Annotated in this window: 16 protein-coding genes; 7 read left to right on the top strand and 9 right to left on the bottom strand. The window is 64.2% G+C overall.

Annotated features, from left to right (window positions below; translation table 11 throughout):
• Positions 1-11: 11 nt before the first annotated feature.
• A complete protein-coding gene (locus HAH_RS00305) occupies positions 12-608 on the top strand; it encodes a TetR/AcrR family transcriptional regulator (RefSeq protein WP_014039092.1) in 597 nt (198 codons plus the stop codon).
• Positions 605-2,092, top strand: coding sequence for an MATE family efflux transporter (locus HAH_RS00300; protein ID WP_014039091.1), 1,488 nt, complete (start codon positions 605-607; stop codon positions 2,090-2,092). The genes HAH_RS00305 and HAH_RS00300 overlap by 4 nt, the downstream gene beginning before the upstream one ends.
• A gap of 42 nt (positions 2,093-2,134) precedes the next feature.
• Here HAH_RS00300 and HAH_RS00295 read toward each other — a convergent pair whose 3' ends face one another.
• Positions 2,135-2,671, bottom strand: coding sequence for a Rieske (2Fe-2S) protein (locus HAH_RS00295; RefSeq protein ID WP_014039090.1), 537 nt, complete (start codon positions 2,669-2,671; stop codon positions 2,135-2,137).
• 97 nt (positions 2,672-2,768) lie between these two features.
• On the opposite strand from HAH_RS00295, the gene HAH_RS00290 reads away from it, so the two are divergent.
• Together HAH_RS00290 and HAH_RS00285 are read left to right on the top strand one after the other, a co-directional pair.
• Complete coding sequence (locus tag HAH_RS00290; protein WP_023843050.1) at positions 2,769-3,029, top strand: hypothetical protein; 261 nt, start codon at positions 2,769-2,771, stop codon at positions 3,027-3,029.
• 262 nt (positions 3,030-3,291) lie between these two features.
• Positions 3,292-3,876 carry an NADPH-dependent FMN reductase gene (locus tag HAH_RS00285; RefSeq protein WP_014039088.1) on the top strand — a complete coding sequence of 195 codons (585 nt, stop codon included), beginning with the start codon at positions 3,292-3,294 and terminating at the stop codon, positions 3,874-3,876.
• Positions 3,877-3,958: 82 nt separating this feature from the next.
• Here HAH_RS00285 and HAH_RS00280 read toward each other — a convergent pair whose 3' ends face one another.
• Together HAH_RS00280 and HAH_RS00275 are read right to left on the bottom strand one after the other, a co-directional pair.
• Positions 3,959-5,479 carry a glutamate--cysteine ligase family protein gene (locus HAH_RS00280; protein ID WP_014039087.1) on the bottom strand — a complete coding sequence of 507 codons (1,521 nt, stop codon included), beginning with the start codon at positions 5,477-5,479 and terminating at the stop codon, positions 3,959-3,961.
• A 254-nt stretch (positions 5,480-5,733) separates the two neighbouring features.
• Positions 5,734-6,228: a DUF7858 family protein gene (locus HAH_RS00275; protein ID WP_014039086.1), complete on the bottom strand. Its 495-nt coding sequence runs from the start codon at positions 6,226-6,228 to the stop codon at positions 5,734-5,736.
• Positions 6,229-6,398: 170 nt separating this feature from the next.
• On the opposite strand from HAH_RS00275, the gene HAH_RS00270 reads away from it, so the two are divergent.
• Complete coding sequence (locus HAH_RS00270; protein WP_014039085.1) at positions 6,399-7,259, top strand: transcription initiation factor IIB; 861 nt, start codon at positions 6,399-6,401, stop codon at positions 7,257-7,259.
• On the opposite strand, the gene HAH_RS00265 is transcribed toward HAH_RS00270, so the two are convergent.
• The 6 genes from HAH_RS00265 to HAH_RS00240 all read right to left on the bottom strand — a co-directional run bounded on the left by HAH_RS00265 (position 7,238) and on the right by HAH_RS00240 (position 13,863).
• Complete coding sequence (locus tag HAH_RS00265; RefSeq protein WP_014039084.1) at positions 7,238-7,954, bottom strand: MinD/ParA family ATP-binding protein; 717 nt, start codon at positions 7,952-7,954, stop codon at positions 7,238-7,240. The genes HAH_RS00270 and HAH_RS00265 overlap by 22 nt on opposite strands.
• A complete protein-coding gene (locus tag HAH_RS00260) occupies positions 7,951-8,718 on the bottom strand; it encodes a DUF7857 domain-containing protein (protein ID WP_014039083.1) in 768 nt (255 codons plus the stop codon). Before HAH_RS00260 ends, HAH_RS00265 begins: the two co-directional genes overlap by 4 nt.
• Positions 8,719-8,750: 32 nt before the next feature.
• Entirely contained in the window at positions 8,751-9,560 is an 810-nt protein-coding gene (locus HAH_RS00255; protein WP_023843048.1) for a DUF7856 family protein, read from the bottom strand.
• Positions 9,557-9,892, bottom strand: a complete 336-nt coding sequence (locus HAH_RS00250) for a DUF7855 family protein (RefSeq protein ID WP_008307136.1) — start codon at positions 9,890-9,892, stop codon at positions 9,557-9,559. Before HAH_RS00250 ends, HAH_RS00255 begins: the two co-directional genes overlap by 4 nt.
• A gap of 169 nt (positions 9,893-10,061) precedes the next feature.
• A complete protein-coding gene (locus HAH_RS00245; RefSeq protein ID WP_014039081.1) occupies positions 10,062-10,334 on the bottom strand; it encodes a DUF7854 family protein in 273 nt (90 codons plus the stop codon).
• A gap of 1 nt (position 10,335) precedes the next feature.
• Positions 10,336-13,863: an LAGLIDADG family homing endonuclease gene (locus tag HAH_RS00240; protein ID WP_014039080.1), complete on the bottom strand. Its 3,528-nt coding sequence runs from the start codon at positions 13,861-13,863 to the stop codon at positions 10,336-10,338.
• A gap of 156 nt (positions 13,864-14,019) precedes the next feature.
• On the opposite strand from HAH_RS00240, the gene HAH_RS00235 reads away from it, so the two are divergent.
• Both HAH_RS00235 and HAH_RS00230 read left to right on the top strand, forming a co-directional pair.
• Positions 14,020-15,165 carry a BMP family lipoprotein gene (locus tag HAH_RS00235; protein WP_014039079.1) on the top strand — a complete coding sequence of 382 codons (1,146 nt, stop codon included), beginning with the start codon at positions 14,020-14,022 and terminating at the stop codon, positions 15,163-15,165.
• Positions 15,165-17,537: a methyl-accepting chemotaxis protein gene (locus HAH_RS00230; RefSeq protein WP_014039078.1), complete on the top strand. Its 2,373-nt coding sequence runs from the start codon at positions 15,165-15,167 to the stop codon at positions 17,535-17,537. The genes HAH_RS00235 and HAH_RS00230 overlap by 1 nt, the downstream gene beginning before the upstream one ends.
• The last annotated feature ends 174 nt before the right edge of the window (positions 17,538-17,711 follow it).

Raw genomic sequence — 17,711 nt, 5'->3', positions numbered from 1 at the left:
AGTTACGCGTAATGAACGACGGCGACACGGCCGACGATATTATGGACGCGACCTACCGTGCGCTGTGTACGCACGGCTACGCGGATCTGACGATGCAGGACATCGCGGACGAGTCGGACAAGAGCAAAGCTGCCCTCCACTACCACTACGACAGTAAACACGACCTCCTCTGTGCGTTCCTCGAATACCTCTATGACGGGTTCGTCGACCGGATCGAAGACCCCGACGGCGAGAACCCACACGAGCGCCTGCTGGCGCTCATCGATTCCGTGCTGGACAAGCCGGACGACGGGAGCGAAGAGTTCGGGACGGCGATTCTCGAAATCCGTGCCCACGCGCCCTACGAACCCGGCTTTCGCGAGCGACTCACCAAATTCGACGACTACCTCGTCGACGAACTCGAAGTGATCCTCGAAGACGGTATCACTGGCGGGACGTTCAAATCCGACCTCGACGCCGAGGAGACCGCCCAGTTCATCGTCACCGTCCTGACCGGGGCTGCGACCGAGCGTGTCACGACCGGTCGCCCGGTCGAGTGTACCCGACGGATGCTCGCCGAGTACGTCGAGACGCATCTCCTGGACGGACAGCAGGAGGTCACAGCGTGAGCCTCCGGCAGAAACTGGGCCGTCTGGGTGCGCGGCTCGGGAACCTGTTCAAAGGGCAAGAGGAACTGAACCTGACCAGCGGCGACATCGGCAAGCCGCTGCTGTTCCTTTCTTTCCCCATCGTCATCACGAACCTGCTACAGGTGGCGTACAACCTCGCGGATACGTTCTGGCTGGGGCAGTACTCCACGACGGCGCTTGCGGCCATCTCATTTGCCTTCCCGATGATCTTCCTGCTCATCTCGCTTGGAATGGGACTGTCAGTGGCAGGCAGCGTGCTGGTCGCCCAGCACACCGGGGCCGAGGAGCACCGCGAGGCCGAGTACGCCGCCTCCCAGACTGTGACGTTCGCGCTGCTGGCCTCCGTGTTACTCGGCGCGACCGGCTACTTCTTCGTCGAGGACTTCCTGTCGCTTTTGGGCGCATCCAGCGAGGTGCTGCCGGGCGCGACGGGCTACCTGCAGGTCGTCTCGCTCGGACTGACGGCGATGTTCGGCTTCTTCGTGTTCATCTCGCTGATGCGCGGGGCCGGCGACACCATCACGCCGATGCTCGTGATGTTCGGGACTGTCGTGCTGAACATCGTCATCGACCCGTTCCTCATCTTCGGCTGGTGGGTGTTCCCCGAGATGGGCGTCGTCGGCGCGGCCGTCGCGACCATCTTCTCGCGTGCCGTAGCGCTGGTCGTCGGCATCGGTATCCTGCTGTCGGGCAGGCGCGGCGTGCGGATTCACCTCAGTGATATGGCCCCCGACCTGGAGTACCTCCGGAAACTGCTCAGGCTGGGCATCCCGGCCTCCGTCGAAGGCACCGGGCGCGCCGTGTCAGTCAACGCCATGCTGTTCATCGTCGGGACGTTCTCCGTGACCGTGGTCGCGGCCTTCGGCGTCGGCATCCGCGTGTTCTCGCTGGTGTTCATGCCCGCCATCGCGATGGACCGCGGCGTCGAAACGATGACCGGCCAGAACCTCGGTGCCGAGCGGCCTGACCGCGCGGCGACGGCCAACCACTTCGCCGCAAAAGTATCGTTTGCCATCCTCTCTGTGCTGGGTGTGGTCACGATCTTCGCCGCACCGGCCGTCGTCAGCGTGTTCAGCGACGACCCCGAGGTCGTCCGCATCGGGGCCGAGTTCCTCCAGTGGGTCGCCCCGACCTTCGGCTTCATCGGCGTCGTCCGGGCCTACTCCGGCGGGTTCCGCGGGGCCGGTAAGACGCTCACCGCAGCGGCGCTAGCGGTTACCATGCTGGGAATCATCCGCCTGCCGGTCGCCTGGGTCGCATCCCGCCCAGTTTCGGTCCCGGCGTGGCTCGGCCCGCAGGTCGTCGACCTCTTCGCGTACTCGCTGGCCGAACAGGGCATCTGGCTGGCCTTCGCCGTCTCGAACGTCCTCGCGGCCGGCCTCGCAGCAGCCTGGTTCCTCCGCGGGACGTGGCGCGAGGCCGACCCCCGGGCCGGCAGCGAACCGGCCGTTGCAGACGACTGATGGCACAATCGAGACAACCGCAAAACGTTCTAAAATCGCGTTTCAGCGCCGTTCGGCCCGCTCGAAGCGCTCGTCCGTGAGGTACACGTCGCCGTCCCGAACCGTGACCTCGATACTGTCGAGGGCGTCGCCGGCGCAGGGGCCGTGCGTGCAGACGCCGTCGTCGCGTTCGAACTGCGCGCCGTGTTTGTGACACACCAGACGGTCGCCCCGCACAATCGCGCCCCGGCCCGGGTCGAGCGGGACTTCGGGCTGGTGGGGACAGGAGTTGCGCCAGGCGGCGACGGCGTCGCCCGAGCGGTGCAGGATGCAGTTGACGCCGCGCCGGCCGTCGCGCGCCTCGAACACGAGCGTGCTGTCGGTCGGCACCGAGTCGAGTTCGGCGATGCGGCGCGGGTCGTCGTTGCCGTCGGGCGACTGCTCGTCGTCGCCCCCAGCCGCCTGCCCATCGTCTCCAGTGCCGGAAAAACTGAATCGGACGGTTGCGTCGCCGGCTTCGACCTCGCCACCGTCGTCGTGGATACGGACCGATTCCGACTCGTCGTCGGTGTCAACGGTCACGTCCACGGGGTCGCTCATAGCAATGGGTCAGCGGCTGACACACATAGCGATGTCGAAGTCGGTCGCAACGTGCCGGTTGCAAAACTGAGTTATGTCAGCCCCTCGGAAGGTCGGTATGGACCGAGACGACGTTTCCGTCGAAGTGGAGGTCGAGGTAGCGGTAGATACAGCGGAACTGGAAGCCGAAGTCGAAGACATGGCGGAGTTCGAAGCCGAACTGGAAGGCAAGGGCGTCGAAATCGAACTTGAGGCCGAAGTCGAGTTCGCCGAACACGACGAACACGAGGAGATGGACGAGACAGAAGACGAGACGGCGGCCTCCGAAACCGGCGACGAGATGGACGAGACAGAAGGCGGCGACGAAGACCAGGAGTAGTCGCGGGCAGCAACGGACGTGGGGCAGGGCACCCCCAGGAGCGCGGGTGAACTGCTGTCAAATCACAGGTGCGTATCGGCCTCAGCAGTGAATCTCGGCAGCGCTGTGACCGATAGAATTCGGTCTATGTTCATCGATATCAGCTGTCGCGACTGATTCACGATGTCACTACGGCCTGACCCGTGACTTCCTGTCAGAATACGCACTGAAACTTTTTTCTCAGAGTACTTACTAATTAGCGGTGGCTACGAACAGACACACGATGCACGACACGCCACACGTTATCGGTATCAGCGGAAGCCTCCGCGACGACAGCGGAACCAGAATCGCCGTCCAGCGCGCCCTCGACGCGGCAGTGGGGGATGGTGCAACGATCGAGCACATCGACCTCCGGGAGTGGGACCTCCCGCTGTTCGACCCCGACGCGGGTGAGGCCGACTCCGGTGACGGTCCGGAACTCGCCGCCCGTGTCCGCGAGGCCGACGCCCTGGTCCTCGGAACTCCCGTGTATCACGGCACCATCGCCTCACCACTGAAGACGGCGCTTGACTACTGCAGTATTGACGACGTCGAAGGGGCGACCGTCGGTATCCTCGCAGTGGCCGGCGGCGGGTTCCCCACGCCGACGCTACAGCATCTTCGCGCCTCTGTACTGGAGTTGAAGGGCTGGCCGCTTCCGCAAGCCGTTGCCATCCCCGAATCGTGGGCCGCCTTCGAGGACGGACACATCGCCGACGAAGACATCGCAGCGCGCGTCGAGGAACTGGGCTCAAACGTCGTCGCGTACACGGGTGTTGCGGACCGACGCGAAGAAACAGAACAGTCGGAACTGGCGACCGGCGACTGATACTGTTGACTGTCCCTTCGTGAAGACAGTCGCCAGCTCGGGGTGGCAATATTCGTCAGGGGAGTACAGCCAACAGTATGACTCACTCGAACCAGTCGACGAAACTGCCCTCCAGCAGCGTCTCCTCCTGATGGCGGATGTAGGTGGCCTGCATCCCCCAGATCGCTTCGGCCAGCGGGACGTTCTCCTCGACGCGGCGGCGGACGTAGTCGTGTTTCCAGCGCGCGGGCGTGAGCCGGCGGTCGACGCGCTCGCGTAGCGGCCGGATGTACCCATGGGCTTCCTCCGCCGAGAGGCCGCGCTGTTCGAGGCCCTCGCGTGCGTGCTCGAACAGTTCGCCGTATATCTCCTCGGTGCTGGTCGTCGTTGCCCCGTCAGCGGTGATCCACTCGATTTTCGCCCGGAGGCCGCTCCGAGCGGCGGCGTAGAAGTTCCGCTTCGCCGTCTCCCAGTCCAGCGACCGGATGGGGTGTTCGAGCTGTGGCAGGCTCTCCATCAGGCCGGCGAAAACGGCCGCGAACCCGATTGCGTCGTCGACGGTCGGCTGTGCGGCCAGCGGGCGGAACTCGATGCGGGCGTTGGCCGCCGACCGCGTCGGCCCCTCGAACACCGGCCTGACCCATCGCCAGTACGAGCCGTGCTTGTGCCGGAAGTGAACGAAGTCGTCGTCGAAGCGGGTCCCCGACTGCAGGTCGACCGGGACGATAGTGTCGTCAGCGACGATGTCGTCGATAGCCTCCTCGACGGAGTCGAAATCCGGCGGGAAGCAGACTTTCGGTGGCGTCGAGTCGCCGTCGGGCGGATTGAGGACCGACTCGAAGACGCCGATGCGGTTCTCCATGTTCGCCCCGGCGACGATTTCGGGGTCGGGCGCGTCGTCGTAGAGGTCCGGCGGGAAAAACGGCGAGTTGACGCCGAGTGCCAGCAGCGGCGCGGCGATGCGGAGCGCGTAGGTGAAATACTCCGGCAGGTCCGGGGCGTGGGGAATCTGGTAGTGGGGTTGAATCGAGGTGATGAGCGACTCCGGCATCACCGTCTCGGCCTGTAGCGAGACGTGTGGCGCATCGATCTCGAACGCCGAGGGGTAGTCGGTGTTGGCCATCGTGTGATAGCGGACGGAGTCCGACATGTTCGTCCCGATGCGGACGCCGCTCTGTTCGACGCAGTCACAGAGGTACTCCCGGGCCGTCTCGCCGGCGGGCGGAACGGTCCACATGCCATCAGAGACGAGGCGGATACCTTCGTTGCGCACCCGTTGCTGGGCCGGCATCAGCGACGCCTTCAGTTCGTTGCGCTGGGCCGCCAGCCCGTGGGTGTTCAGCGGCTGCGGACTCGTCTGCATCTCGGCGTTGTGCAGGCCGAGTTCCTTTTCGAACCCGATGAGTTCGAGCAACTGACGCGGGACCCGCTGGAGCGCGTCGGTCTGCTCATCGACGGCATACAGCTCCAGCTCCATGCCGACGATCGCCTCCGAGTTGTCGAAGGTCCCGCTCCGGACCGCGGATTTGAGCGCTTCGGCTTCCTCGCGGGCCCGTTCGTTGAACGACTCGCTGTCCGCTGCAAGCACCTCGGCCACCCGGTCTGCCAGTTCCGAAGCCGACATAACTCCGGGTTTGCAGTCACGGGTGTTAAGCGTGCCCCAGACAGTACGGGAGAAGCGAGAGCAGGGGTTCCACACACGACACCGACTTGCCAGCATCGGTCCCAACTCAGCGAGAGAACGGTAGTCACGCACTCACAGCAACTCGCCGACGTCGCTCACCCCCGACCTCGCCGAGAGAGCAGATCACACATCCTCACAGCAGCTCGCCGATGTCGCTCACTCCCGACCTCGCCGAGAAAGCAAATCACACATCCTCACAGCAGCTCGCCGATGTCGCTCATCGTCTCCCCTAACGGGTCCCGTTCCGCAGTTGTGAGCGCCCCCTCCACTGCATCGCGAGCTGCGGGCAACGGCTCGTGCGTTTCGATGTACACCGCCAGGGCAAACTCCTGTTCAGTTACGTCAGCGAGTGCGATGGCATCGCTGCGAGAGAGGTCCCCAGCGAGCCAATCGGCGATTATCTCACGGCCCTGTGGGCCGACCGGTGACACTTGCTCACCGACGAGATGGAGCGTCTTGGCGGCCATCACAGGCGCAACACCGGCGGCGCGGCCCGCATCGCCGACGCTCTTGCCGGCTGCGTAGGCCTCGACGACGGTCGCCGCTGTCGCCGCCGAGCACGGGAGGTCGTCGGCCACCGGGGCCAATCGCTCCGGGAGCGGGGCGTCCGTCTCGTCGACGGCAGCGACGCCGCGATCACGCTGGTGGGTCGTGACCTCGACACCGGCAGCGATATCCGACAGCGTCATTGAAATTTCATTCTTTGTGCCGGAATTTAATGCTGTCGGTATACCGATAGGCGCGGGTGTCGAACCCGATAACTACCTACCGGTTACCGGTCGGCAGTTGCATCGAAAACCGCCCGGAAACCCGTCTTTGCATCGGTTTTTTAACCCCTCGCCCAGCCGTAGGTGGGAACATGAGCACGACGGTAACGCAATGTCCGGAGTGTAACGGGTCGGTCAAACAGCAGGGTGTCGAGTCGGTCTGTGGCAGCTGTGGACTGGTCGTCGGCGAGGACGCCATCGACCCCGGACCGGAGTGGCGGTCGTTCGACGATGACGACACTGACCGGGCACGCACAGGCGCGCCATTGACACGGTCGCGTCACGACCGCGGCCTCTCGACGAAAATCGGCCGGTCGACACGGCTGAAAGGGCGCAAGCGCCGTCAGTTCGCCCGCCTCCGCCGCGAGCACAACCGCGCACAGATCAGCTCGAAACGCGAGCGAAACAAGGTGTACGCCTTCACCGAGATCCGGCGTATCATCAGTTCGATGTCGCTCTCAGACGCGATTCGGGACCGGGCCTGTGTGCTGTTCGAATCCGCACAGAACGAGGATCTGCTGCAGGGACGGACGCTGGAAGGGTTTGCGGCCGCGGCCATCTACGCCACCTGCCGGACCGAAGGTGTTGCCCGGACCGTCGACGAGCTCTGTACCGTCGCCAAGGCGACTCAGTCGGAGCTTCGCGCGGCCTACGACGCTCTGAACAGGGAGCTCGGGCTGCCAACCGGTCCGATTGACCCACGCGAGTACGTCCCTCGGTTCGCGACGACGCTGGACCTGCCGACGGCGGTCCGCCAGCGCGCGGAACAGCTCGTCGACGAGGCACAGGACCGCGGGCTGGTCAGCGGGCGCAATCCGGCCGGCGTCGCGGCGGCGTGTCTCTACACCGCGGCCCAGGAACGGGACGTGGCGCTCACGCAGGCCGAGGCGGCAGAGACAGCGGACGTAACGCCGGTCACGCTACGTGGGACCTACACCGAGCTACAGGAATAGACGGCGTCAGCGAGCGATTCAATCGAGCGCCGAGCCGACGTGTCCGGCGCTGTTTCTCGAAGCGGCTGTCCATGGGCCTGTGCCGTCGCTAGCGGCTCACTTTTCGGGATAGCGACAGCTGGTGCACCGAACCGGTCCGCGACAGCCCCGGTCGCGGGGTTCGGACCGGCACGGTTGAGGACGACCCGACAGAGTCCGGCGTCGAGTTCGCGGGCCAGCGCCCGGACCCGAAGCGCATCAGCGAGCGCCGCGTCCTCCGGCGTCGTGACGAGTACCGCAGCGTCGGCAGCAGCAAGGGATAACCCCACGTCGGCGTGCATCCCCGCCGGCGAGTCTACGATGACCCAGCGATAGGTCCGCTCCAGCGCGGCGAATACGTCCGTGAGGCCCTGCAAGTCGGCGCTTCGAGCGCCGGCCAGCGTCCGCCCGCAGGGAACGAGGGTCACGGGGCCGGTCTCACGGACAGCCTCGTGCGGGTCGGCGCGGTCAGCGAGAACGTCGTGCAGGTCGGGGCCGTGACTGGACGGGAGGTCCGCCATCCCGAGGTCGCCGTCGACGACGACGCTCCCAGCGTTCGCGTTCGAGCGCGAGTCCCTGCTGTTAGGCCGTTCGAGCGCGCTGAGTTCCGCCGCGAGATTGTACGCGATAGTGGACTTGCCGACGCCGCCCTTGCCGCCGGTGACTGCCAAGATCATGCCAGGCGCGACAGCGTCTCGGTCGGCACTGTGGCGGCCGCCCGTCGGTCGGCGAGCCGTTCGGCCCGCCGGGCCAACGCACGGAGCATCTGCTCGTCAGTATCGCCGCGTGTCGTGACCGTCCGGACGCCGGACAGACCGTCCGCCGCGCGAACCGCAGCTGTCGCCGCCGACAGCGAGTCCGCCTCGGCCAGCCGCTCTGCGCGGTCGACGCGTCGAGCAACGGTTTCGAGCCACTGCGAGACAGCGTCGGGGAGCTGCTGGTCCGGTCGCAGGCCCATCGGCGTCCCCGACTCGGCTGGCGATTTGACGGTCGCTCGCTGCGGGTCCATCTCCTGTTCGACTGTGGATTCATTCGACCGCCGACTCGCGGCTTCGGCCGCCTGCGATGGCTCGCCTGCAGGCACAGCATCAACAGGCGGCGACGGGTCGCCCAGTTCCCTGAGGACGGCATCTGCGGAGTCGAGTCGCTCGTCCGCCGGGGTCGTATCGGACGTCGGCTCGGCACGCACCAGATCTGCCGGCTGGTCAGATAGTGGGGCCGGCGTCGCGTAACCGAGCGCGTGCGTTCCCGGGCCGACGATGCCCTCGAAGCCGTCCTCGGTCCAGCCGGCCTCTGGAACGCCCTGCTTTCTCGGCGGCCAGAGAGGGCCATCGAGACAGTTCCGAACAGTGATTCGAGTCGGTTCGGTAACGTCGCCGACGGTCGCCGTGACGAGCGTCACGCCGTCAACTCGCTCGGCGCGACAGTCGAAGGTAACCATAGGGGTGGTGGTCCGGCCTTCCGATTTAAAAGTCAGCAGCGGACGACAGGGGCGTCGAGACAGTCCGACGCAGCCGTCGGTGACCTGAACCGATCCGTTCCGAGGACGACCGGTGCGGGCGTCCGGGCGACCCGGAGTACGGCCAGCGCGGCCGTTACTGGATCGGCGTCGAACGGGCTGTCCGGGACCGGCCCCGGAACGGCTTCGATGGCCCGAGCGAACGCATCGGCGCATCGGTCGACGAGGGTCGCCCGGGCACTCCGTCGGAGATTCGCCAGTTCGTCAGCAAGCCGTCGCTGCTCCTCCAGCGTATCCCGGTAGGCGCGTGCCCGCTCCCGGCGGAGTTCGCGGGTCTCTCTGGCGGCAGCCCGTCGGGTCTCCCGTTCGCTCAGTTCTGTCGCCGCGTCCCGGAGGTCAGCCTGTACCGCCCCGTCGTCCGCCCCGACCGCCTGCCGAGCGGTGAGACGGCCGCGGTGGGTCGCGACCGCTTCCTGCAGGCCGTCGATGGTCGACTCCGGGACGGGATCGATAGGGTCCGGCAGATCCGGCGGCGAACATTCGAGCTCGGCCAGCTGGGCGCGGCACTCCGCGATAGCGTCGTCCTGCGGGGTCTCGTGTCCCCGTGACCGAGCGGCGGCCGCGAGCGCGGTCCGCGTTCGGAGTCCCATCGACGGGTGGACGTATCCGGCGTAGGCGTACACGGCCGGTGGTTCCGGGCAGGAAAGGGCCGGAAAGCACCGCCGCCCACGGATACTCGCGGCGATGATTCGACCGTCGACGTCTCGCGCTCGGAGGTCGACGACAGCGCCCGCGTAAGTGGTTCCAGCGACGCGGAGCTTCACAGGTCGACGCCTCGGAGTTGGTCCGGGTCCGGGAGGTCACGCCCCGACGCGAACCGCTCGTAGGGCGTCGCCGGTTCCTCGCGTGCCTCGTACCGTTTGGCCGCCTCGCGGACGTGCTTCGGGACGTCTGTCGGCTCGAACGGTTCGACGTGTTCGATCTGTATGTCGAGGTCGTGTTTCTCGTGGAGCCGGAGCGCCTGGAAGGCCCCGAACTCGGTTCCGGAGAACAGCGCTGCTCTCCCGAACTGCCGAACGACACAGTCTTCGTGGGCACGACAGACGTTCCGCAGGTCTGTGCGTGCCGCCCGGGAGTACGTGACGACGAGTAGCACTGGGTAGACATTACTATTATTACTATAAAATTTTACTGAATTGAATGTGGTTTAAATTGAATATATATGACGACTGGCCAGAAAGATAGCGGCGGCAGTCGGACTCCGGAGTCGACACTGTGGACAGCAGATGGAGACACCGACAGTACCCGCGGTGCTAGAGAACGCCCTACTCGACGACTGTAACGGTAAATTCGCCGGCGTCCGCGACGAGGTCTTGCACCCGTTCGCGGGCTGCTGTCTCGGATGGCGCGAGGACGACGAGGCCGTCCACGGCGGCCTCACCGCTTGCCCGGTAGGCCTGCAGGTCCCCCTCGAACTCAGTCGCGTAGGTCCGGAGCGTCCCGCGAACGTCCTGTTCGAGGTCACTGAGTGACTTCGACCCTGTCTCGAACTCGGCCAGCGCCTCCTCGATGTTGCGGAGTGCGGAAATGCGGTCCATATCAGGTCGTCCGGAGGTGGTCCGTCCGGGGCTCGTACACCTCACCTTTCTGTTTCAGCTTGTCGATCTCGTGTTCGGCCTTCGACTCGTCGATGCCGACCTCCTCGGCGCGTTCGATGACCACGTCGGCGGGTGCGCCCTCGTCGTACTCGTCTTCGATGTCCGAAATGATGCCTTTGATGTTCTGGATGCGGTCGCGCTGGGTCTTTGACTGGCCGGTCTCGACCACATCGGCGTCGAACTCGCCGGTCTCGGGGTCGACGCCGATCTCCTTCAGGCAGTAGTGGGCGATGTCGACCGCTCGGTCGGCGTCGGCTTCGTCGACGGTGTCAGAGAGGCGTATACGTGCAGAGGCCTCGGCCAATCGGACCAGCGCCTCCAGTTTCCGGGCGGTGACGGGCACCGGCGCGTCCTCGTCCTGTCCCTTCATCCGTAGGTCGACGTAGAAGTCCTCGATACGGCTCTTTGCCTCCTCGGTCATCGTCGGGAAGCAGTTGCGCTTCGCGTAGGCGACGTACTTCCGGAGGAGGTCCGGTTCGATTGTCGGCGCGACCTCCTCGGTGACGGTCCCGACCTCCTCCTCGCTGAAATTCGAAGTGGGGTTTTCCGTCCGGTGCGTGTGGAGTTCGCCGGCGTAGTTGGTCTGGATGATGTGCTCGGCGAGGTTCCGGTCTTTCTCCTCGTCGGGCTTGTCCGTCACGGTGAAGATGAGGTCGAACCGGGAGATGAGCGCCGGTTCGAGGTCGATCTGCTCCCCGATGGGTTCGTACTGGTCGAAACGACCGTACTTCGGGTTAGCCGCGCCCAGCAGCGAACAGCGGGATTTGAGTGTCGCGTTGATTCCAGCCTTCGAGACGCTGATACGCTGCTGTTCCAGCGCTTCGTGCATCGCGGAGCGGTCTTCCGGAGACATCTTATCGAGTTCGTCGATAGCGGCGATGCCCTGGTCTGCGAGCACGAGCGCGCCCGCTTCCAGCGTCCACTGCTGGCCGTCGCCGAAGTCGTCGCGCACGGCGGCCGCAGTGAGCCCCGCGCTCGACGACCCTTTGCCGGAGGTGTAGACAGAGCGTGGTGCGATATTCTCGATATATGACAGCATCTGTGAGTTATGCGAGACCACGCCGTTAGTGAGATAGTTGTGTGTTCCCTCGATTTCGAGGTCGTAGACCCACTTTTCGTCGTGTTCGATAGGTTCTATCGATTCGATCCGGTCCCATGCCATATCGCCTTCGACGAATGCAGTGAGTGAATCCAGGTCTTGACGGAGTGACCCCGTTCCGCCGCCGTCGCTACGCGCAGTGTCGCTGATAGGTGTGTCATTGTTCATCTCAGCCAACCGTGCCTGGAACGCATCGAGAACCGATTCGAGACTGTCACGGCTTGGGTTTCGGCGTCCCCGCTCGTAGTGTTGATACGTCGAACGCGGGAGGCCGCACTCGGATTGCGTCAGTCCAAGTGCTTCCCGGATGCGACGGAGTTCCGGACCCAGATTGGGGACAATATCAAGGTTCGTATTTCCGTGGGTTCCCTCGAACTGCCGGCACGCTTCGGTCTTTCGCGCTGTGATGAATCCGATTTGTTCGGCGTAGTCGTGGAAGGAGTTTCCGGAGATTCGAAGCCGGTAGCTACCGTTGTTCCGGGGTTGGAGTTGTGCCGTGATTCCTTGTGTGACGAGCAGAGTTCGAACATCTTCCAGCAGCGGTTTACTCATCGAAGCAACAGTAATCTCCCGCTGTGATGTCGAAACGTGTCCCTCTCCCTCGATATAGCCTCGAATAAATCCGGTGACAACGTTGTCGCTGGCTCGCATGATATCTTGCGGAACGCGTCTCTCCGCCGAGGACTGGAGCAACGTTTCGTCCAGAGATGCGAGGAAGCTCACGAACTCGCCGGCAGAACACAACAGTTCGCGGGTGGTCTTCCCCTCGTGTGAACTCCGTTCCGTAACGTTGAGGTTCAGTGTCTCCAGAACAGATTTCGCGTCATCGAGAACTTCGCGGTCGTTATTGGTTATCGAAACATACCCCGTGTTATCCGGACGTTGCTCGACGTACCCCTCGGCAACAATATAACCGATCAGACGGGCCAGTTCGGGTGTCCACTGCGGTGGAAGGTCAAGGTCGATTCTGTTGTGGGCCTGTGATTGTCGGAACGTGACATCCAGTTCGTTACGGGCATTTGTGGAAACCTTCCGTGGAACGGCAACGTGTGTCCCGCTCTCTAATTCCTCGGCTTTCCTGGCCTGAAACCGCCCGTTAGATTGGACGAACAGTGGATGTGACGGTGTTACATCGAGTTCACGACCGGTCGCGGTTCGTATCCGATACAGTGTTTCCGGTGCCTTGCGCTTCCAAACCTTGGTCGCGTTTTGCGTGGCTACTGTTCCATCGGATTGGAGTGACGGGACATCGAAATCAACAGTGTCCCACACGCCGTCGTCGACTGGTTTGGGATCATCTAAGTTCGATTCAACGACCTCTCGTATCGGCCGTTCGTGGCCGTCTGCGAGAGTTACTCGCGTGTCACCGTGGACGCATTTCCCCGTCCCCGGATCTCCTATCAGCAACATATGGAGATCTCCACGTATCCGAGATCCGTCAGGAAGCTCTTTGGTCACGCCCGAGAAGAGCTGGAGCATCATCGCGAGCTTCTCCTTCTCGTAGCCGTAGATGGAGGGTGCGATGGCCCCGACCATCTTGTCGTAGATGTCAGCTTCGTTGGAGAGTTCGACGATCTCCTTCTTGTCGGCGTCGGTGATCTCCATGTCCTCGAACTGCTCGTCCTCGATTTCGACGCTGACGCCCTCCATGTAGATGTCGAACATCGGGGACTTCTCGTTGTCGTTGCCCCGCTGGTCGAGCTTGAGGATGCCGGTCACGCGGACGTGATCGCCCGCAGTGACGTGGCCTGTGATGTCGTCCTCGATGTTGATGTCGATGGACTGGGGTGTCTCCCCGCCACGCAGGCCTTCGGGGGACTCCTGCACGCGGAGCTTCTGGGCGTCGATGAACTGGGACTGGTCGGTGTTGAGCCGGAACGGCCCCTGTCGTTCACAGCCCTGGCAGTCGTGGGGTTCCTGGAAGTCGCCGGCGGTCTGGGGGATGCGCGTGAGCGTCCCACAGCGCTGGCACTCGAAAGCCGCCTCGATGACCTTCGGGCGCACGTCGGTCGCTTTCCGGATGATGCCCCTGACGGCGACGAGGTTGCCGTGGTGTTCGTGGCGCAGGTCGCGGATGTCCTCCGACTCGGGGAGGTTCCGGACGCGGACGTGGGCCTGTCCGAGCGACACGTCCACCGGCAGGTCGTACAGTCGCAGGGCCTCCTCGGCGTACTCCTGAATCTGCTCGGGCTTGGTGCGGTAGTCGTCGGCCAGGTCCGGATCGAAGCGATAGAGATCGTCCCAGTCGATATACAGCGATTTCTGGTCGTTCGGATATTTCTGGGCGAGCTCACCGATCTCGTTGCGGTAGTAGTTGCGGTAGAACTCCTCGAAGCGGTCGATGAGTTCGGTGTTCTCGGCGGTCGCCATTTGAGTGGACAGTGGTTATGCCCACTGGCCTAAGAAGGTTCGCAAACCGGGGTGGAACTGAAATGAGGCGGCATTGGGGTACTATTAGTATCAGTGCCGAGAATTGGGACCAGTAGTTTTTGCTGGTATACCTGATTCACTCAGAGTAGAATAACCGTGCGCGATCAAAAAATCACAAGGCGTCGGCTCCTCGCCAGCGGCAGCGCGGCCGCGACCGCAACGCTCGCCGGCTGTGCAGGCCGCTTCGGGGATTTCGGAGGGAGCGGAGACGAGGACACCGGCGACAGCCAGCAAGCGACGGAAAGCGACATCGGCGTGAGCGATGCGGCGGCGACTGTCGGAATGGTGTACGCACTGGGCGGGCTGGATGACCGCTCGTTCAACGATGCGGCGAACCGCGGCATTCAGCGCGCGCGGCTCGATGATGGGGTCGAATACACGAACCACGAGCCAAACAGCGTCGCCGGCTTCGCCGAGGTACAGGCCGAACTGGCGAGTTCGACGAACCCACCATACGACCTGATCTGCTGTATCGGATTCCTGCAGGCCGAGGGGCTGTCTGAGACTGCACCGGAGTACACAGACCAGCAATTCATGATCGTCGACTCTGTCGTAGAGGCCGACAACGTGGCGAGTTACGTGTTCCGCGAACACGAGGGATCGTTCCAGGCCGGGAACCTCGCTGGGCTGCTCACGACCAGAGATATCGACCTCGGGGCAGGCTCGACGAACCCGGACGAGACGACCGTCGGATTCGTCGGCGGCCTCGACCAGCCCCTCATCCACAAGTTCGAGGCCGGCTTCAGAGCCGGCGTCGAGTACGCCAACACGGACGTCGATGTCCTCACGGAGTATCTCGGGAATTTCGACGACGTGCAGGGCGCCCGCGACATCGCAGCCGGGATGTACGACGATGGGGCGGACATCGTCTACCACGCAGCGGGTGGCGCAGGTGTCGGCATCTTCCAGGCCGCACAGGCCAGTGGCCGGTACGCAATCGGTGTTGACTCGGACCAGTCCCGCAGTAATCCCCGGTACGCGGACGTCGTGCTCGCGAGCATGGTCAAGCGGGTGAACGTAGCCGTCTACGACGCTGCGACGGCGACGGTCACGGACAGCCTTCCCGCTGGTGAGGTGGTCTCTCTCGGGCTGGATAGTGACGGCGTCGGCGTCGTCTATGGCACCTCCCTCGAACCGGCAATTCCCGACGATGTCAGGGAGGCGCTGTCGACGTCGCGGGAGCAGGTCGCCGCCGGCGACATCGACGTACCCACTGAGCGCTCCAACACGGGTGGTGCCTGATGGCGGGCGGTCCGCTCGACGGACTGGCGAGCGCGCTTGATCGGGTCGCTCCCGAGTTTGTCCGGCAGCGGTTCGCTGCGAAGTTCGCTGTTGCGTTCCTTGCCGTGTTGCTCGTCATCGCGGGCGCTGGCGCGTTCACCTTCCAGGCGACATCCACAGCCGTCGAACGCCAGACGACCGGACAGCTCGCCGAGACCAGCCAGCTGGAGGGGGGCTCTATCGGCTCGTGGGTCGAACAGCAACGCACGCACACGCGCTCCGTCTCACAGGGCGAACCGCTCCGGAGCGACCGGCGCGCCGCGGCGTACATCCTGTTGCAGGACCAGCTACTGCCCGACGATGTTGTCAGTATGCACCTCGTAAACGATACTCGTGGCGAAGTGGTCGCCAGCACGGAACTCCCGCTGGAGGGGCGGTCGCTATCCGAACTTGACGCGCCGTGGACGGCCGCCGAAGTGCCGGAAGGACCCGGGAACAACAGTCAGGTGTGGTCGAGTAGTCGGTCGTACCGCTCACCGGTCCTCAACGACGAGCCCGTGATGGCGTTCGCTAGCTCGGTCCCGAAGCGCGACGGCTCGTACCTCGTCGTCGTCACGCGCATCCAGAGCCAGGTCGACCGGCTCAGCGATGCCAATTCCACGAAGGAAACCACGATTCTGAACACTAACGACGAGACGGTGTTGAACATCGACCGCGAGTTCGATGCCGACACCCATAGTGAGAGCCTCGCGGCGATCCGCGACGCGAACGGCACTGCAGCACCGGTGACAGCGGTTGCCGATGGTCGCGTGTACGCGTTCGCGCCCGTCCCGACCACCAACTGGGTCACTGTTACGAGCCTGGACACGGCCCAGGCGTTCAGTGTCCGGGATACGGTCGGTCAGACGGTCGGACTGCTTGTACTGCTGGCGCTCGTTTCGTTGTCGGCTGTCGGTCTCGTGCTTGGGAAACGCACGGTCGACCCCCTGAAGCAGCTGCGAGACCGTGCCGAACGCATCGAGGCCGGGGACTTCGATGTCGACCTCTCGACGAACCGTGCCGACGAAATCGGCCGGCTCTACGGGACGTTTGACGATATGCGAGTCTCGCTGCAGAACCGCATTCAGGAAGCGGAGGATGCGGTCGAGGAAGCGAAGACGGCGCGGGCGGAAGCCGAAGAGCTGCGTACGGAAGCAGAAGACGCACGGGCCGAGGCAGAGGAAGCCAGCCAGCGTCTGCAGGAGCGCGCCACCGAGTACAGCGCGGTGATGCAAGACATCGCCGACGGTGACCTCACGGAGCGACTCGACGAGGACGCGGAAGAGACGGCGATGCGGGAAGTCGCAGTGGAGTTCAACGCGATGCTCGACGGCCTCGAAGCCACCGTCAGCGAGGTCGCGGCGTTCGCCGACGAGGTCGCGAATGCCACAATCGAGGTCGCAACCGGGGCCGAGGAAATCGAGACGACGAGCCAGACCGTCAGTGACCGCATACAGGAGATCGCCGACGGCGCTATCAGACAGCACGACGACCTCGAGGAGGCCGCCGCCGAGATGGACCAGCTATCGGCGAGCATCGAGGAAGTCGCAGCGTCGTCGACGACGGTCGCAGAGACGGCCAGAGAAGCCGTCGACCGTGGCGAAGCGGGCCGGGAAGCCGCCGAGTCGGCCATCGACGACATGGCGGAAATCGAGTCCCGCTCGGCAGACGCGGTCGACCAGATTCTCGCGCTACAGGAGCGGATGGACGACATCGGCGAGATCGTCGACTTCATCTCGGATATCGCCGAGCAGACGAATATGCTCGCCCTGAACGCCAACATCGAGGCCGCCCGTGCCGACAAGGACAGCGAGGGCTTCGCCGTTGTCGCCGACGAGGTCAAGAACCTCGCGGAGGAGACGAAACAGGCGGCCGCAGAGATAGAGGCCGAAATCGCGGCCGTGCAGACGGAGACCGACGAGACTGTCACGGACATCCGCGCGACCAGCGACCACATCGACACCGGTGTCGAGACTGTCCGCGAGGCTGCCGACGCCATCGAGGATACCGTCGAGGCAATCGAGGACGCCAACGACGGGATTCAGGAGATTGCGGATGCCACCGAAGACCAGGCCGACGCGACACAGAGCGTCGTCCACCGCGTCGATGGAGTTTCCGAGATCAGCCAGAACGTGACAGAGGACGCCGAGCAGGTATCGGCGGCCGCCGAGGAGCAGTCCGCGTCCGTTGCTGAAATCGCCCAGAGCGCGGACGAACTCCGCGACCGCGCCGACTCGCTGGCCGCGACTGTCGATCAGTTCGACACCAGTGGCGGGGGAGACGACCACGGCGATGCCGACGGTGCCAGCGAGGAGCGCACTACGCGTTCCACCCCCGACGGGACTGGCGACTAGCGCGGCGTGCCATCGCTACGGCTTCTTTTCGCAGTGTGGCTCGGGTATTCGCTGGTAGCATGTCGGCGGCAGTCGGAACGCGAGTACGACTACGAAGAACGATGACTGCGAGGGACGATCAGAACGAGTATCTGAAGGAACGACAGTAGAAGCGGCAAAAGGGCCACTTCGAGT

It is taken from the genome of Haloarcula hispanica ATCC 33960, from assembly GCF_000223905.1.
Classification (GTDB): domain Archaea; phylum Halobacteriota; class Halobacteria; order Halobacteriales; family Haloarculaceae; genus Haloarcula; species Haloarcula hispanica.
The sequence above is the reverse complement of the archived record's forward strand: the minus strand, read 5'-3'. Positions and strand labels throughout refer to the sequence as shown.

Excerpts from the sequence above, each read along its gene's own strand:
- HAH_RS00305 (WP_014039092.1), top strand. The coding sequence starts at position 12 with ATGAACGACGGCGACACGGCCGACGATATTATGGACGCGACCTACCGT.
- HAH_RS00295 (WP_014039090.1), bottom strand. The coding sequence starts at position 2,671 with ATGAGCGACCCCGTGGACGTGACCGTTGACACCGACGACGAGTCGGAA.
- HAH_RS00290 (WP_023843050.1), top strand. The coding sequence starts at position 2,769 with ATGGACCGAGACGACGTTTCCGTCGAAGTGGAGGTCGAGGTAGCGGTA.
- HAH_RS00285 (WP_014039088.1), top strand. The coding sequence starts at position 3,292 with ATGCACGACACGCCACACGTTATCGGTATCAGCGGAAGCCTCCGCGAC.
- HAH_RS00280 (WP_014039087.1), bottom strand. The coding sequence starts at position 5,479 with ATGTCGGCTTCGGAACTGGCAGACCGGGTGGCCGAGGTGCTTGCAGCG.
- HAH_RS00275 (WP_014039086.1), bottom strand. The coding sequence starts at position 6,228 with ATGACGCTGTCGGATATCGCTGCCGGTGTCGAGGTCACGACCCACCAG.
- HAH_RS00270 (WP_014039085.1), top strand. The coding sequence starts at position 6,399 with ATGAGCACGACGGTAACGCAATGTCCGGAGTGTAACGGGTCGGTCAAA.
- HAH_RS00265 (WP_014039084.1), bottom strand. The coding sequence starts at position 7,954 with ATGATCTTGGCAGTCACCGGCGGCAAGGGCGGCGTCGGCAAGTCCACT.
- HAH_RS00260 (WP_014039083.1), bottom strand. The coding sequence starts at position 8,718 with ATGGTTACCTTCGACTGTCGCGCCGAGCGAGTTGACGGCGTGACGCTC.
- HAH_RS00245 (WP_014039081.1), bottom strand. The coding sequence starts at position 10,334 with ATGGACCGCATTTCCGCACTCCGCAACATCGAGGAGGCGCTGGCCGAG.
- HAH_RS00240 (WP_014039080.1), bottom strand. The coding sequence starts at position 13,863 with ATGGCGACCGCCGAGAACACCGAACTCATCGACCGCTTCGAGGAGTTC.
- HAH_RS00230 (WP_014039078.1), top strand. The coding sequence starts at position 15,165 with ATGGCGGGCGGTCCGCTCGACGGACTGGCGAGCGCGCTTGATCGGGTC.